This is a genomic window from Streptomyces sp. NK08204, assembly GCF_020400585.1.
GTDB lineage: Bacteria > Actinomycetota > Actinomycetes > Streptomycetales > Streptomycetaceae > Streptomyces.
This window is the reverse complement of sequence record NZ_JAINVF010000029.1, coordinates 44,523-58,875: the sequence shown is the minus strand read 5'-3', so window position 1 is coordinate 58,875 and position 14,353 is coordinate 44,523. Positions and strand designations below refer to the sequence as shown.

At 70.1% G+C, this 14,353-nt stretch carries 12 protein-coding genes; 5 read left to right on the top strand and 7 right to left on the bottom strand.

Annotated elements, in window-relative coordinates; all coding sequences use genetic code 11:
- Positions 1-272: 272 nt before the first annotated feature.
- Positions 273-1,772: an FAD-dependent monooxygenase gene (locus K7G59_RS30090; protein ID WP_225839756.1), complete on the top strand. Its 1,500-nt coding sequence runs from the start codon at positions 273-275 to the stop codon at positions 1,770-1,772.
- A 675-nt stretch (positions 1,773-2,447) separates the two neighbouring features.
- On the opposite strand, the gene sigJ is transcribed toward K7G59_RS30090, so the two are convergent.
- Positions 2,448-3,380: an RNA polymerase sigma factor SigJ gene (gene sigJ / locus K7G59_RS30085; RefSeq protein WP_225839755.1), complete on the bottom strand. Its 933-nt coding sequence runs from the start codon at positions 3,378-3,380 to the stop codon at positions 2,448-2,450.
- A gap of 248 nt (positions 3,381-3,628) precedes the next feature.
- Here sigJ and K7G59_RS30080 point away from each other — a divergent pair, with 248 nt between their 5' ends.
- The 3 genes from K7G59_RS30080 (at position 3,629) to K7G59_RS30070 (ending at position 6,288) form a co-directional block, all read left to right on the top strand.
- Positions 3,629-3,772, top strand: a complete 144-nt coding sequence (locus tag K7G59_RS30080; protein WP_225839754.1) for a hypothetical protein — start codon at positions 3,629-3,631, stop codon at positions 3,770-3,772.
- Between the two features lie 506 nt (positions 3,773-4,278).
- Entirely contained in the window at positions 4,279-5,457 is a 1,179-nt protein-coding gene (locus K7G59_RS35125) for a cytochrome P450 (protein ID WP_225839753.1), read from the top strand.
- Positions 5,458-5,475: 18 nt separating this feature from the next.
- Positions 5,476-6,288 carry an LLM class F420-dependent oxidoreductase gene (locus K7G59_RS30070; RefSeq protein ID WP_225839752.1) on the top strand — a complete coding sequence of 271 codons (813 nt, stop codon included), beginning with the start codon at positions 5,476-5,478 and terminating at the stop codon, positions 6,286-6,288.
- Positions 6,289-6,596: 308 nt separating this feature from the next.
- Here K7G59_RS30070 and K7G59_RS30065 read toward each other — a convergent pair whose 3' ends face one another.
- The 4 genes from K7G59_RS30065 to K7G59_RS34820 form a co-directional block, all read right to left on the bottom strand.
- Positions 6,597-7,550 carry a sigma-70 family RNA polymerase sigma factor gene (locus tag K7G59_RS30065; protein WP_225839751.1) on the bottom strand — a complete coding sequence of 318 codons (954 nt, stop codon included), beginning with the start codon at positions 7,548-7,550 and terminating at the stop codon, positions 6,597-6,599.
- 21 nt (positions 7,551-7,571) lie between these two features.
- The gene (locus tag K7G59_RS30060) at positions 7,572-8,792 is read right to left on the bottom strand and encodes an NAD(P)/FAD-dependent oxidoreductase (RefSeq protein ID WP_225839749.1); all 1,221 of its coding nucleotides are present in this window, start codon (positions 8,790-8,792) and stop codon (positions 7,572-7,574) included.
- 201 nt (positions 8,793-8,993) lie between these two features.
- A complete protein-coding gene (locus tag K7G59_RS30055; RefSeq protein WP_225839747.1) occupies positions 8,994-10,037 on the bottom strand; it encodes a 3-oxoacyl-[acyl-carrier-protein] synthase III C-terminal domain-containing protein in 1,044 nt (347 codons plus the stop codon).
- A gap of 100 nt (positions 10,038-10,137) precedes the next feature.
- Positions 10,138-10,269: a hypothetical protein gene (locus tag K7G59_RS34820; protein ID WP_263976954.1), complete on the bottom strand. Its 132-nt coding sequence runs from the start codon at positions 10,267-10,269 to the stop codon at positions 10,138-10,140.
- A 404-nt stretch (positions 10,270-10,673) separates the two neighbouring features.
- Between K7G59_RS34820 and K7G59_RS30050 the strand changes: the two genes are divergently transcribed.
- Positions 10,674-11,732 carry a ketoacyl-ACP synthase III family protein gene (locus tag K7G59_RS30050; RefSeq protein WP_225839745.1) on the top strand — a complete coding sequence of 353 codons (1,059 nt, stop codon included), beginning with the start codon at positions 10,674-10,676 and terminating at the stop codon, positions 11,730-11,732.
- A gap of 134 nt (positions 11,733-11,866) precedes the next feature.
- On the opposite strand, the gene K7G59_RS30045 is transcribed toward K7G59_RS30050, so the two are convergent.
- Together K7G59_RS30045 and K7G59_RS30040 are read right to left on the bottom strand one after the other, a co-directional pair.
- Positions 11,867-12,511, bottom strand: coding sequence for a dihydrofolate reductase family protein (locus K7G59_RS30045; RefSeq protein ID WP_225839743.1), 645 nt, complete (start codon positions 12,509-12,511; stop codon positions 11,867-11,869).
- 117 nt (positions 12,512-12,628) lie between these two features.
- Positions 12,629-14,257 carry an isocitrate lyase/phosphoenolpyruvate mutase family protein gene (locus K7G59_RS30040; protein ID WP_225839741.1) on the bottom strand — a complete coding sequence of 543 codons (1,629 nt, stop codon included), beginning with the start codon at positions 14,255-14,257 and terminating at the stop codon, positions 12,629-12,631.
- Between the last annotated feature and the right edge of the window lie 96 nt (positions 14,258-14,353).

The following is a 14,353-nucleotide window of genomic DNA, read 5'->3' as shown; positions in this document are numbered from 1 at the left end:
AGCTACGCGGTCGGCTGCTCGCCCTTCGCGGCGCCTGCAGGCGACTTCGGCGACCTACTCGAAGAACTTGGAATCAACGGCGTTTTCGGTCATCTGGTGTCTCGATCATCAGATCCGCCGCGGTTTTTACATTCCCTTTGAAGGAGCCTTTGCCATCCCGGCATGAGTCCTCTCATACAATCACCGGCTGCTTGCCGGTGACTTGGCGCTCACTTGGCGACGACTATCGCCGCCTTGACGGCGTACGTCGGCGATGCCTAGCGTCAGACGCCATGACGGCATCACGGCAAGTGGGGCAATCACTGCCGGACCAGGTCAAGGTGCTCATCGTGGGCGCCGGACCGGCCGGCATGGTGGCCGGCATCACCCTGGCCGGCTACGGGATCGACGTACTGCTCGTCGAGAAGCGGGCGCAGGCATCGGCCCTGTCACGCGCCATGTTGATCAGCACCCGGACGATGGAGCTGATGCGCCGATGGGGCCTTGAGGCTGCGATACGCGCCAAGGCGAGCGATGTCGAGGCGTACACCTACGTGACCGAGTCGCTGACCGCCGGCACCGGCAGCGAATTACCGATGGCCATCCCGACACGGGCCGAGGCGGCTGTGATCAGCCCGACCCAGCCGGCCTGGGCACCGCAGGACGACATGGAGTCGGTTCTGCTCGCCCATCTGCGCACCATGCCCACCGCAGCGGTACGGCTGGGATGCGAGCTGACCGGGCTCCGCCAGGACGACAACGGTGTCCGGGCCACCCTGCTGGACCTTCGGACCGAGACCACCCATCTGCTCGAAGCGCGCTACGTGATCGGCGCGGACGGCCCGTACAGCACGGTGCGCAAGCAGCTCGGCATCGCCATGGAAGGCCTGGATCACCTCGGCGACTACGAGTCGGTGCAGTTCCGGGCATCGCTCGACGCCGTTGCCGGGGACCGGAAACCTGCCATCTACATGATCACCCGGCCGGACGCCGCCGGCTTCCTCAGCCGCCGGGGCCACGGGGACCGATGGGTCTTCGCGCGGACACGCGCACCGGGCCAGGCCGGGCTGGCCGACCTCGAAGAAGCCGAACTGGCCGGGCTGCTGGCCCGCGCCGCGGGCATCGCCGCACTGCGGCCGCGGATCGAGCGGTTCAGCACCTTCGCGCTCGCCGCCCTGCTCGCCGAGCGGTATCGGGAGGGCCGCGGCTTCCTGATCGGCGACGCGGCCCACCGGATGACGCCACGGGGCGGCACCGGCATGAACACCGCGATCCAGGACGCCTTCGACCTTGGCTGGAAGCTTGCCTGGGTGTTGCGGGGATGGGCACCGGCCGACCTGCTCGACTCCTACCAGACCGAGCGCCGCCCGGTCGGCAGGCACAACGTGGAGTTCTCCTCCGCACCGCCCACCGAGCCCGCTACCGCCGCCGAGACCCTGCCGTGGGACCTCAACGGGCGGCTGGCGCACCGCTGGCTTCCGGCACCCGACGGCGGCTCGGCACCGGCCGACCCGGTATGCACCCTCGACCTGGTCGGCGACGGGCTCACCCTGCTCGCCGGGCCGGCGGGGCAGCCCTGGACCGATGCCGGGGCCATCGCCACCGCGCCGATTCCACTCACCGCCCACATGCTCGACGAGGGCACCGCCGACGCCCTCGGGCTGCAACCCGGCGGGGCGATGCTCGTACGCCCCGACTGCCAGGAGATCCGGCGGTGGTCGCACTACGACGAGGCCGACCCGCCACGGGTCGACCACCTCTCCCCGGCCGCGCACGCACTGGCCCTCGACTGAACGCCGGCCCGGACGCCGCGAGCTGTCGGCGGGAGACCGAGCGCCACGGCACGCGCACGACGACGACCGCCCGGAGGATCGTTCTCCTGGGGCATGTCCGCTCCGTCGCCACCGACTGACGTCGAGACGGAGCGGACATGCCCCGGGCGGGCCGGCAGACGTCGTGCTGTGGCGGATCGGAAGATTTTCAGGTCTCCCAGGCGGTCGGTGCCGCGCCAAGCCGGACGTGCCGACGCTGCCGGACGTGCCGACACTGCCGGACGGGACCGGCGGCCCGCTGACGGTGGGCCGGCTGTTCCGGCCGGGACGTCCGGCGCGCAGGTCCAGCTGTTGCGGCGCCCGCCGCGAGGCGCTGCTTCGGCAAGCCCTTCTTCGATCGGGTGACCGGGGGCCAGTACCGGTACCGGTACCGGTACAGCGTGGACGCGGAGGCGGGGTGGCCCAGGACCAGGGCTGCCTGGCGCGTCACGTCGATTCCGGCGCACCGGGTGGAAGCCGCCGCGCCGCCGCGCCGCCGCCGGCAGCGCGGCGGTCAGTCCCGCCTTGTCCGCCAGACGGCGCACCGGCACGACCCCACGCCCCGTAATACCGCGCCCAGCCCGTCGCGACCGGTGCCTCGCCTCACGTTCTGGCCGGCTGTCCTGTCGTACTGATGAACGGGGCGGCGCCGTACGGTCAGTCCGCGGTCCAGGTCCGGAGTTTCTCGGGGTTGAGCACCGCCCAGATGTACTTGATCCGGTCGCCGACGACGTCGAAGGCCAGCACCGCCACCGTGACGCCGCCCTGCTGGCTCACCAGGCCGGGCTGGCCGTTGACCGTACGCTCCAGGATCGTCAAGGGAGCCCGCTCGGCAAGCTCGACACAGGCGCGCGCGATCTGCTCGCCTCCCTGGACCGGCCGGTCCACTGTGGCGGCCAGGCCGCCGCCGTCGGCGATCACCGTGGCTTTGGGATCGAGCAGGCCGATGAGGCCGTCGATGTCCTTGGCCTCCCACACCTGCTTGAACTCCCTGACGATGTCGGCCTGCCGGGCCGGCGGGGTCACGGAGGCCCGCGAGGCGCGGACGCGGCGGCGGGCCGAGGAGGCCAGTTGACGGCAGGCCGCCGGCGTCCGGCCCACGATCTCGGCCACCTCGGCGAAGGAGTAGCGGAAGACGTCGTGCAGGACGAAGGCCACCCGTTCGGCCGGGGTCATCGATTCGAGCACGACGAGGAAGGCCATGCTGACCGACTCGTCGAGGGTGACCCGGTCGGCCGGATCCATGTGCGTGCCGCCCGACCGTACCGTGACCCACTCCGTGCGTTCGGGCAGGGGCTCGGGGATCCATTCCCCCACATACGTCTCGCGCCGAGCCCGCGCCGAGCCGAGCAGGTTGAGGCAGATGCGGCTGGTCACCGTCGTCAGCCAGGCGCCGGGGGATTCGATGGCGTCCTGGTCGTCCCGCGGCATCGCGTACCACCGGGCGTAGGTCTCCTGGACGGCGTCCTCGGCATCGGCCAGGGAGCCGAGAAGCCGGTAGGCGAGATTGATCAGCTGACGCCGTTCGCTCATGATCACGCTCAGGCTCGGATCGGACCGGCCGTGCTCCGGCTCCGATTCGGTGGTCATCGTGTCACCAGCTCCTCCGTCGCGTCTGCCCTCATCATGTCGACAAGGCAACGCCCCTGAACGTGAGGTCGGCGTCTCACACCTCACATTCCGGCGGGTTGCGTTGTCGTACTGATGAGACGAACACATCACCCAGCGAGCTGGGAAGATCAAGAGAAGCCATGACCCGGCGCTCCGTCCCCGGCCGTCGCGCCGGACGGCACTGCCTGCTCGTGACGACCTGACACGCACTCCAGCCAGGAGGCACCATGTCCGCCTCGACGTCGGCGACACCGTTCACCGACCTGGCCCCCGCCGAGCGACTGGAGCGGGTGGCCGCCGCGCTGATGGCCGACCTCTTCGCCGTCGAGATCCTCGATGACGCGGCTGCCGCGCGGGCCCGCGGGACCTGATTCCCGAGGTGTCACCGTGTCCGCCGGGGCCGGCGAGAGGCTCTGGCTGTCCGGCATCGACGAGGACATCGACGACAGCGGGCGGTACGCGTCATCAGGCCACGCGGCCCGGTGACGGCCCGCAAGACCCAGACGGACGACATCCGCGGATGCTCGCCAGGCCCGACGTCATCGTGGGGCAGCGTCGCCGCGGTCACCGGGGCCGGCTCCTCGTGGGCGCCTCGGCCGACGGGAGACAGCCACCCGGCTACGCCTGCGCCCTCGATGCGGCGCAGCGCGGTGCTCAGGTCGGGCACCGAGGGCTCCCGCTGGAAAGCGAGCGCGCCAAGAAGGTCCATGGGAAACCCCGGCGCCGTCAACGGCGCGCTCGTCCTCAACGCGGCGCCCTGCCCGGGCGCGGCACCGCTCTGCTGCTCCGCGAGGCCACCGGGTCCTGACCGATCCGGACCCGGTCGGCACCGGCGCAGGAACTCTCGAACACATCACAACGGTGGAGGCGACAGAGGGTGGCAGTGGAGTACAGCCCCTACGACGAGCAGCTCAACGTTGACCCCTATCCGCTGTATGCGTGGCTCCGGGAGACGGCGCCCGTCTATCACAACGAGGACCTGGACATCTGGGCGTTGTCGCGGCATGCGGATGTGGACGCCGCGTTACGCGACTCGGCAGGGTTCTCCAGCTCCAATGGCCCCCTCCTGGATTCCGCCATCTGGGGACCCGACGCCCACAAGGTGATGTCGTTCAACGCCATGGATCCGCCCGTGCACACCCAGACGCGGGCCCTGGTGTCGGCGGTGTTCAGCCCGCGGCGCATCGCCGGGCTGGAGCCGCGGATCCGTGACGTCGTGCGCACCCACCTCGAACCGGCGCTGGAACGCGAATCGTTCGACTTCATCGCCGATGTGGCGGCCACGGTCCCGATGGATGTGATCTCGGAGCTGATCGGGGTTCCGGTCGCCGACCGGGCCGAGATGCGCCGCCTGATCAACCTCGCGTTCCACCGCCCGCCTGGCGCCCGGGACCTCACGCCCGAGAACGCCCAGGCGATGAGCGCGCTGGCGGAATACTACGTGCGCTGGGTCGGCGAACGGCGCCGCACGCCGGGCACGGACCTGCTGACCACGCTGGCGCAGGCGTCGGTCGGCGGCTCGCCGCTGACCGACCAGCAGATCATCGCCCTGCTCGGTCTGCTGGTCACGGCGGGCTATGAAACGAGCCTGCGGCTGCTGGGCAACGCCTGGTACTGGGCGTGGCGGTACCCGCAGCAGCGCACCCGTGCCTTCGAGGGGCGGATCACGGACTGGGTCGAGGAGACCCTGCGCTACGACACTCCCGTCCAGTACATGGTCCGCACGCTCACCGAGGACCGGACCCTGCACGGCGTCCGGCTGCCCCAGGGGGCGCGCGTCCTGCTGCTGATCGCGGCAGCGAACCGCGACCCCGAGGTGTTTCCGGACGCCGAACGCTACGACCTCGACCGCGACACCCACCGCGCGATCAGCTTCGGGGGCGGCCCGCACTTCTGCCTCGGTGCTCCGTTGGCCCGGCTCGAGGCTCGGATCGTCCTGGACGAACTGGCGGCCCGGATCAGCGAGTACGAGATCGACCCGGACCGGGTCGTCCGCGTCTACACCACCAACATCCGGGGGTTCGCCTCGCTGCCCACCACGATCAAGTTCCGCTGACGGGTGAGGTGGACGCATATGAAGTTCGGCGTATCGACGTTCGTGACCGACAAGGGGATCGCGCCCGACGCGCTCGGGGCGGCGCTGGAGGAACGCGGCTTCGGCTCGCTGTTCGTGACCGAGCACACCCACATCCCGGTCAGCCGCAACACGCCGTTCCCCGGCGGAGGCGAGCTGCCCCCGATCTACTACCGCACGTTCGACCCGGTGGTGGCGCTCACCGCCGCCGCCGTCGCCACCGAACGGCTGCTGCTCGGCACCGGCATCGCGCTGATCCCGCAGCGCGACCCGATCATCTTCGCCAAGGAGATGGCCTCGCTGGACCACGTGTCCGGTGGCCGCGCCGTCCTCGGCATCGGCGCCGGCTGGAACCGCGAGGAGATGCGCGACCACGGCACCGACCCGCGCACCCGGATGGCGCTGATGCGCGAGCGCGTCCTGGCGATGAAGGAGCTGTGGACCCATGAGCGGGCCGAGTTCCACGGCACGTACGTGGACTTTCCCCCTGCGTACTCCTGGCCGAAGCCGCTCCACCCGATCCCGGTGCTGGTCGGCGGCTGGGGGCCGGGGACGTTCGACCGGGTGCTGGAGTACGGCGACGGCTGGTTCCCGTTCGCCGCGAGCCCCGAGACACTCGCCGCCGGCATCGCCGAGCTGCGGGAACGCGCCGGGCGGCGGGTGCCGGTCGTGGTGCACGCGGCCACGCCCGAGGCAAAGGTCGTCGCGGAGCTGACGGAGGCGGGCGTGGACGAGATCACGTTCAACCTGCCGTCCGAGCCGCGCGACGAGACTCTGCGCCGCCTCGACCGGATGGCCGAGCTGCTGGGCTGACAGCCGAGTGGCCCTGGCCCGCGGGACCGACCGCCACCGGCGTCGGTCCCGCCCGGGCGAGGATCCCGCCGAGGAGTTCAGTTCCTCGGCGGGCACGGCGAGTTCGATGCCGCGGCCAAGTCGTCTGTGCTCGTGGGACGACTCTTGCCCGAGAAGACGCGTGGCACCCCGGCCTCGGCGAGGAAGTCGAACTGCGCATCGAAGGACTGCCCAGCGGGCGGAGCGGGCCGGACATCGGGCGGTCGTGCGGTTCCACGCGCTTTGATCTCCTTGACGGGGCTTTTTTGTCCGCCTGCATCGCCCCGGGGTCACCACTGGGCGAGGAGCGGCGTGTCCGGTCCGTGCTGCTGCCAAGCTTCGGTGAGGCGGGTGAGACGGGTGGGGGCGGCGATGCCGCGCACGGTTGCGATCTTGCCGCCTGTGATGTCGAACGTCACGGCGCCGATGACCCGGTCGCCGAGTACGAAGAGGACGGCGGGGGCGCCGTTGACGAGCGCGTAGTGGATGGCGGGTGTGCCGCCGGCAAGTCGCCGTTTCGCGGGTGTGGGTCTGAAGCCGGCCCGTGCGACGGCGGCGATGCCCTGCGCGGTGTCGAATCGCAGCAGTGTCTCGGTCAGGCCGAGGCCGTCGGAGATCGCGGTCGCGTCGTCGGTGAGCAGCGCCACCAGCCGTTCGGTGCGGCCCGAGGAGGCAGCGGCGAGGAATTCCTGGACGATTCTGCAGGCTGTTGCCGGGTCGGCTTCGCCGCCGCTGCGGCGCGCGGCGGTGATGCGGTGCCGGGCCCGGTGGAGGCGCTGCTGGCTTGCGGACTCGGTGATGTCGAGGATCTCGGCGATCTCGGCGTGGCTGCAGGAGAACGCTTCGCGCAGGACGTAGACGGCCCGCTCGAGGGGTGACAGGCACTCCATGAGAGTCAGCACGGCCAGGGAGACCGATTCGCGCTGCTCGAAAGTGTCGGCCGGGCCGAGCATCGGGTCGCCGTCGAGCAGCGGTTCGGGCAGCCAGGCGCCGGCGGTGCGTTCGCGGCGGGCCTGTGCCGAGCGGAGCCGGTCGAGGCACAGGTTGGTGACGACTCTGGTCAGCCATGCCTCCGGCGCCTTGATCCGCTGCCGGTCGGCGGCCTGCCAGCGCAGAAACGCGTCCTGCACGGCGTCTTCGGCGTCGGCGGCGGAACCCAGCAGCCGGTACGCCAGGGAGTCCAGCCGGTTGCGGCTGGATTCGAACCGGCTGGTGTCGAAGCGGTCAGTGGCGGTGCTGTCCACGCGGATCACCCTATGAGGCGGCTACGCGGCCGCTTTCTCGGCGGTCGCGACGGCTTTCTCGGCGGTCGCGTCCGCCGCGTTCGTCGCGGCGGCCAGGCGGCGCTTGCGCTTGGGCATGCCCAGGGTCGGGTACGAGATGGCCCACCGGGAGAGCGCGACGAGGACCGCCTTGATCCGCGCGGACTTCCAGCCGCCCAGGTACTTCGGCTTTGCCTGCCCTTCGTCGTCGACCAACTGCAGGATCGCGTCCCGCCGCCCGAGGGTGATGTGGTTGTACGTGTAGACCAGCTTGGTGTTCGCGATCTTGCGGCCGGTCAGGCGTCCCACGATCGCCTCGATGGCCTGTACGGCGGTGCAGCCGGCCGAGGAGCAGGACATGGGCAGCGACCGGCCGTTGTCGCCGATGGCGTGGGCGCTGTCGCCGATGGCGTAGACGTTCGGGTGCGAGACCGACCGCATGGTGCGGTCGACGACGATCTGACCAGTCTCGGTGACCTCCAGTCCGCCGGCGGCGGCGGTGGGGCCGACCGCGAACCCGGCCGTCCACACGGTTGCGTCGGACGCCAGGGCGGTGCCGTCGGCGCACAGCACCCGCGTCGCTTCGACGGCTTCGACACTGGTGCGCTCCAGGACGGTGACTCCCAGCCGGTCGCAGGCCCGGCGCAGGTGGCCCCGGGCCCCGGCGGTGAGCCGGGCGCCCAGCTCACCGCGGGCGACCAGCGTCACCGACAGGCCGGGCCGGGATTCGGCCACCTCGGTGGCGGTCTCGATGCCGGTCAACCCGTCGCCGACGACCACTACACGCCCGCCATCGCCCAGGCCGTCCAGGCGCTCGCGCAGCCGCAGCGCCGACGGCCGGCCGGCGATGTCGAAGGCGTGCTCAGCCGCACCGGGGACGCCGTCGACGCCGCCGTGGCTGCCGAGCGCGTAGACAAGCGTGTCGTAGCCGAGCTCCCCGCCGCCGTCGGCGTCGGCCACGGCGACGAGCCGGTGCTCGGGGTCCACGGCGGTGACACGGGCCACGCGCAGCCGTATCCCCGTGCCCGCGAAGACGTCGGCGAGCTGTGGAGCCTCGACGTCCTGACCGGCCGCCAACTGGTGCAGCCGCACCCGCTGGACGAAGTCGGGTACGGCGTTGACCACGGTGATCTCGGTGTCCGCCGGGGACAGCCGACGGGCCAGGTTCCCGGCCACGTAGGCTCCGGCATAGCCGGCGCCGAGGACGACGATGCGGTGCTTCATGTGGTCCTCCTGTCAGTTCGCTTGCTCTTGCGTGGGTTGAGCGGAGCAGCGTCCCGATTCCTGACAGGAACTACATGTGGCGTGGGTCACAGAGCGGCAGGAGTGCCGCCCGAGGATGCTCGCGACGCGGGTGGCCTCACCTCGTCGGCGGTGTCGTGGAAGCGGGTGTCCTCGGCGGCGCGCTCGCCCGTAGGGACAGGTCTATTGGACCTCGAGTACCGCCACGCTGAATTGAAACCCTACTCCCTCGCCGATCAAGAGAATGACATCACCGCTGCCGCATCGGTCGTTGTCCATGAGATACGTGAGCGCACTGAACTGGTCGCCGGGGCCGATGTGGCTCGTAGTCGCGTAGTAATCCCACGTGGTGCGAGAAATGGGAATCTTCAGCATGTCGAGATACCGCTGGAGGAAGGTCCTCCCGATGGCCGGCAAGAGTGCGTAGGCTACGTCGTCCATGCTGACACCAGCCAGAGAAAGGGCGGCGTCGATCGTGGATGTCAAAGCGGCTTCGAGGCGCGCGTGAACCTCGTCGGGGTCCATGCGGGTCTCAAAGAATGCGCGGGCGCGCGCGGTGATGTCGACGGGTGTGCGGGCTGTGGGGACGTCGGCGTGCAGGCCGCTCAGTGTCGGATCGGTGAGGGTTGCGCCCGAGAGAAGACGGGCGTACCCGACGTCGCGGCTGAGCACGACGGCGGCGGCACCGTCAGCGAATACGAAATTCGGGTTGCAGTTGAAGCGATCTATGTGGGGCTGCCTCCAGAGATCGCCGGCGACGACGAGGGCGGCGCGTTCGTCGGTGACGAGCAAGCGATGCCCGGCCATGACGAGGGCATCGACACCGGCAGCGCAGGACGCGTTCGAAAGCTGGGTGGCGAAGGCGCAAGGAGAGCGGACGGATTCGGCGATCGCTGCGGGTATGTTGTAAAGGGCCGGGTGCGTGAAGGGAAATACGCTGACGAACAGCACGCTGCGGATATCGGTGCTCGGTACGGTTGTCCGAGCGGTGGCCGACAGGGCGGCAGCGGATGCCAGGTCGAAGATCGTGCTTGATTCCTCCGCGATGGTGACGGCGCTGTATCCGGCGATGTCGGCGCTTTCCTGTGAATAGCTCCCGTCGCGAATGGCGTCTGCGACAGGCAACGCGGGCGGAAGTTCGGCCGCCGCTGAAGCGATGTAGAGGGCGGCTCCCGCCGTGAAGTCGGTAGCGCTGGGGGTCAGAGCCGGAAAGGGGGGCTGTGCCATGATGAGCCTCCGTCTTGGCGCTACGGCTGGGTACGTGGACGGCCGGGTCCACGGTGGTGCTGCCCGACCGCTCGGTGATGCGAATGTTCAGGCCCGTTGATCAGGCGGTGAGGGGCGGCAGACAGACCTGACCGGTGAAGAGGTCGCGGAGGACGGCAAGGGGGTTGCGGCCGTGCTTGTCACTCAAGGCCGGACCGAGCCGGCCGCGTCCTGACCGGGACTGGTTGGTCATGGATGTCGCCGACCCTCCTCGGTCGCATCTGCCCTCACCACTTCGACAAGACACCGCACCGGAATGTGAGGTCGGCGCCTCGCCTCACGTACGGGACCACCGGTGGGCCGGGCTGACGTTGACCGGAGACAAGGGTGAGACGCTGGTGCGCCGGTCGGGACGGACGGGCCTCACACCGCACCAGGTCGACAGCTCCGAGGTGTCCCACACCTGCAGGCGCCTCGCCTGACATTCCGGTGGATTGCCCTGTCGTACTGATGAGACGAGCACGTCGTCCGGCGATCAGTCAGCGAGCAGCGAGCTCAGGAAATGCCACGACCCGCTTCCGCGTCCACCGCGATCGCTCTCGGACGGCAGCGTCTGGCTCGTGCTGGTCCACCACACACAACCAGCCAGGAGGCACCATGACTACCCCGGTTCCGGCAACGCCTCCCTTCCCGGCCTTGACCCCCAGTGCTGTCGACTTCACGTCGGGGTCCGCCCTCTACATCGCTTCGGCCGCAGCAGAAATTCCGCCCGCTTTACCCCTCGCTCACGCTGTGCGTGAAGGGCTCATTTCGGAGGAGGACGCCAAGGTCACCGGACTCAGCGCCGTCACCATCGCGGAGGAATCAACCACCCTGCTTGACCTGGCATCCGCCGCCGCCTTGTCGGCCACCGCCCGCGCAACCGTCCCCAATACCGATATCGGCACCCTGCTGTTCGTCAGCGTATTCCCCTTCACACGACCGCCGCTTTACAACGTGGCCACGGCAATCGCCGAAACCGTCCACTCCCCTTGTACCTTCGCAGCCGAAATGTCGGGCGGCTGCGCAGCTGGTCTCAACGCCCTCGTCCTCGCCGCGCATCGCTTGCTTCCCTCCCAGGACCGCGCCGCCCTCGTCGTCGCGGGCGATCTTTGGAGGCAGCCCTACATAGATCGCTTCAACTGCGAACAGGGCTATATATTTGCTGATGGCGCCGCCGCCGTGGTACTCAGTCGCGATGCCGGGTACGCCCGCCTTCTCTCCGCAGCAACCCTCACCGATCCCACACTGAGCGGCCTGCACGCTCATGTCCCCTCAACCCGAACACCGGTCGACATCACCGCACGCGCTCGCGCATTCCTGCAGACCCGTATGGGCACTGATGTGGTTCTGGGCCGCCTCCGAGCCGGTCTGACATCCACGATCGACGCTGCGCTTTCCATGGCTCATGTCCGTCTGGCCGACGTAGCCCACGTACTCGTCCCGGCGATCGGGGAAACCTTCCTCTACCGGAATTACCTCGATCCGCTGAACATACCCATTTCCCGCACCACATGGGATCACACCGCGGTGACAGGTCACACCGGCGCCGCCGATCAATTCAGCGCCCTCGCACATCTTGTGGACCACGACCGTTGCAGCAGCGGTGACGTCATTCTCTTGATCGCCGAGGGGCTCGGATTCCAATGGAGCGTCGTGGTCCTCAAGGTTGAGTAGACCTGTTTACTCGGTGGACCTGCGCTCACGGAATGAGCACCCCCCTGGTGCTGTGCGGCCCTCGAGCCGCACAGCAGCCGAGCAGGCCGGTGATCCATCACTTCCGCGCTGACATCCCCGAGTGGGCCCTCACGTCACCTTCGCCAGAACAGGTGGTGCGTCACGCCGCTCGGGCTCGGCACGACCTCCAGGTGGAACCGGTCGAGAAGCTCCTCAGGGGACTCCCACAGCCGCAGTCCGGACCCGAGCTTCACCGGCGAGACCGCCACATGCAGGGTGTCGACGAGGTCGGCAGCAAGGAACTGCCGGATGGTGGTGACCCCGCCACCGAGTCGGACGTCCTTGCCCTCCGCCGCTTCCCTCGCCCGTTCGAGGACCGTGGCCGGGTCGCCGTCGACGAAGTGGAACGTGGTGTCGGAGAGCGTGAACGACGGACGCTCGTGGTGGGTCATGACGAACACCGGAGTGCGGAACGGGGGCTCGGCACCCCACCAGCCGCGCCACTCGTCGTCCTGCCAGGGCCCGCGCTGGGGCCCGAACTTGTTGCGGCCCATGATCTCGGCACCGATGTTGCGTGCGAAGTCTCGCGTGAAGTAGTCGTCGAGGCCCCGGCTCCCCCCGGAATCCGTGCGCATGGGCCAGCTCGCCGTGGCTCCGGCCCAGGCGAACAGCCTCTCGGGATGGTCGTGGCCGAACGGCCTGTCGAGGCTCTGGTGCTCACCGGCACCGATTCCGTCACTCGAGACGTTGAAGTTCATGACTCTCAGCAGTTGATCCACGTCTTCCCTCGTCAGGTCCTGTCGCGTCATCGTGGGGCGGGGCGCCGCACATCATGACGTCGAACGGGATGCGGCCGGATCGACAGCGGCCTGTGACGTGTGTCGGGAGCCGTTCCGTCACGCCCCGGCCGGGTCGGTCCGTTGCGCAGGCGAGGCGGGCTGCGCCCTCTCGTCGGGCCGTCGCAGCGCCTGTACCTCCGCGTAGGAAGGGGGTGCGATGTCTGTCGGCCGGCCGTCGCGGATGGTGGTTGCCGTGGTCACGGCTGCTGACAGGGCCGTGCGGTAGAGCAGTGAGCCGAGGCTGATGCGGCGTACGCCGAGCGCGGCCAGGTCGGCAAGCGTGGGGCCGGTCGGTGTGTACAGGATGTTCAGCGGGGTGAGGAGGGTTGCCGTCAGGGCGGCGATGCCGTCCGGATCCGACAGGCCTGGTACGAAGACGCCGTCCGCGCCTGCCTGTTCGTACCGTGCGAGGCGAGCGGCTGTCTCTTCCTGCTGGCGGCCCAGCCAGTGGGTGTCGGTGCGGGCGTTCACGAACAGGTGCGGCGCGGCGGCCTTGACGGCGGAGATCTTCGCGGCGTGCAGGTCCACGGGGACGAGCGTGCCGTCCGGGCGGCCGTCTTCGAGGTTGATCCCGGCGGCGCCTGCGTCGTGCAGCCTTCGGGCCAGTTCGGCCACTTCCTCCGGGTCGTCGCTGAAGCCCCCTTCGGCGTCGACGGTCAGGAGGAAGGAGCTGCGGCCCAGGCGGCGGACCAGTGCCAGGGTTGCGTCGGCGGTGGCCGCCGCCCCGTCCGGCAGGCCCGCGGCTGCGGCCACACCGAGGCTGGTGGTGCCGATCGCCTGGAAGCCCTGCGCCGCCAGAGCGGCTGCGGAGGCGTGGTCCCAGGCGTTGGGCAGCAGCAGCGGGGTGGCCTGGTGGTGGAGGCGGGCGAAGTCGGTCAGCGGGCGCCGGAGCAGGCCGCCGGCCAGGGCGAGGGCGTGGGCCCGGCCGGGGCAGACCCGGGGCGGGGCGCCGAAGGTGAGGGTCACGGGGTGGGTGTCATGCGCACGAGCGAGGTCCAGGAGCACCAGATCGCCTTCGGCGACTTCCCGGCCGGCTGTCCGGGTGGGCCGGGCGGCGACTCGGCGCATGGCCGCTACCGGCGGAAGCTCCCTGAGCACCCGGGGCAGCGGAACGTCCCCGTCGGAGGCGGCCTCCACCAGTGCGGCCGTCGCCTCGCAGGCCTGCACGAGCAAGCCGATGCGGTTGGCGACCGGTTCCAGCGCGGTCCCGGCGTTCTCGGCGCTCTGCTCGGCATGCCCTGGCGGCGTCAGGTGGGTCACCAGCCAGGCCACCGCCTCGTCCGCGGCCTCGTCCGCGGCGGTCTTTTCCTTGTCCTTGGCCTGGTCCCCGAAGTAGGCCCCGGCCACCACGGTCACCGCCTCCGCGACCGCCCCGGCCTCCGGGATCCCGAGAGCTTGCGCGAGGATGCGCACCACCCGCACCCGGACCTCCTGCTCGGGTGCTGCCGCCGCCGCTGCCTGCCAGAGCGCGGCGGGCTCCAGCCGGGACAGTTCGTCCTCCACCACAGCCCGTCGGCGCCTGTGGGGCTCCCCGGAACTGAAGCGGGCCACGGTGGCCCGCAGCCAGGCGACGCTCGCTGCGTCCGGACCGCCGTCCGCGGCCGGCAGTACCGGGACGAGCGCCGGGTCGGCAAGCGCCGCCCGTACGTCCGCGTAGCGGTCGATCTTGTGCGTCGTGTACGTCATGGCATCGACGCTAGGGCCGCAACAGTTCGGTGCCTGCCGGACCGTCCGTGCGTACACCGGCGGTCAGCCGGCCGCCACAGGCGACGGATCCGTCGA

Excerpts from the sequence above, each read along its gene's own strand:
- K7G59_RS30060 (WP_225839749.1), bottom strand. The coding sequence starts at position 8,792 with ATGAAGCACCGCATCGTCGTCCTCGGCGCCGGCTATGCCGGAGCCTAC.
- K7G59_RS30090 (WP_225839756.1), top strand. The coding sequence starts at position 273 with ATGACGGCATCACGGCAAGTGGGGCAATCACTGCCGGACCAGGTCAAG.
- K7G59_RS30055 (WP_225839747.1), bottom strand. The coding sequence starts at position 10,037 with ATGGCACAGCCCCCCTTTCCGGCTCTGACCCCCAGCGCTACCGACTTC.
- K7G59_RS30080 (WP_225839754.1), top strand. The coding sequence starts at position 3,629 with ATGTCCGCCTCGACGTCGGCGACACCGTTCACCGACCTGGCCCCCGCC.
- K7G59_RS30040 (WP_225839741.1), bottom strand. The coding sequence starts at position 14,257 with ATGACGTACACGACGCACAAGATCGACCGCTACGCGGACGTACGGGCG.
- sigJ (WP_225839755.1), bottom strand. The coding sequence starts at position 3,380 with ATGACCACCGAATCGGAGCCGGAGCACGGCCGGTCCGATCCGAGCCTG.
- K7G59_RS30050 (WP_225839745.1), top strand. The coding sequence starts at position 10,674 with ATGACTACCCCGGTTCCGGCAACGCCTCCCTTCCCGGCCTTGACCCCC.
- K7G59_RS30070 (WP_225839752.1), top strand. The coding sequence starts at position 5,476 with ATGAAGTTCGGCGTATCGACGTTCGTGACCGACAAGGGGATCGCGCCC.
- K7G59_RS34820 (WP_263976954.1), bottom strand. The coding sequence starts at position 10,269 with ATGACCAACCAGTCCCGGTCAGGACGCGGCCGGCTCGGTCCGGCCTTG.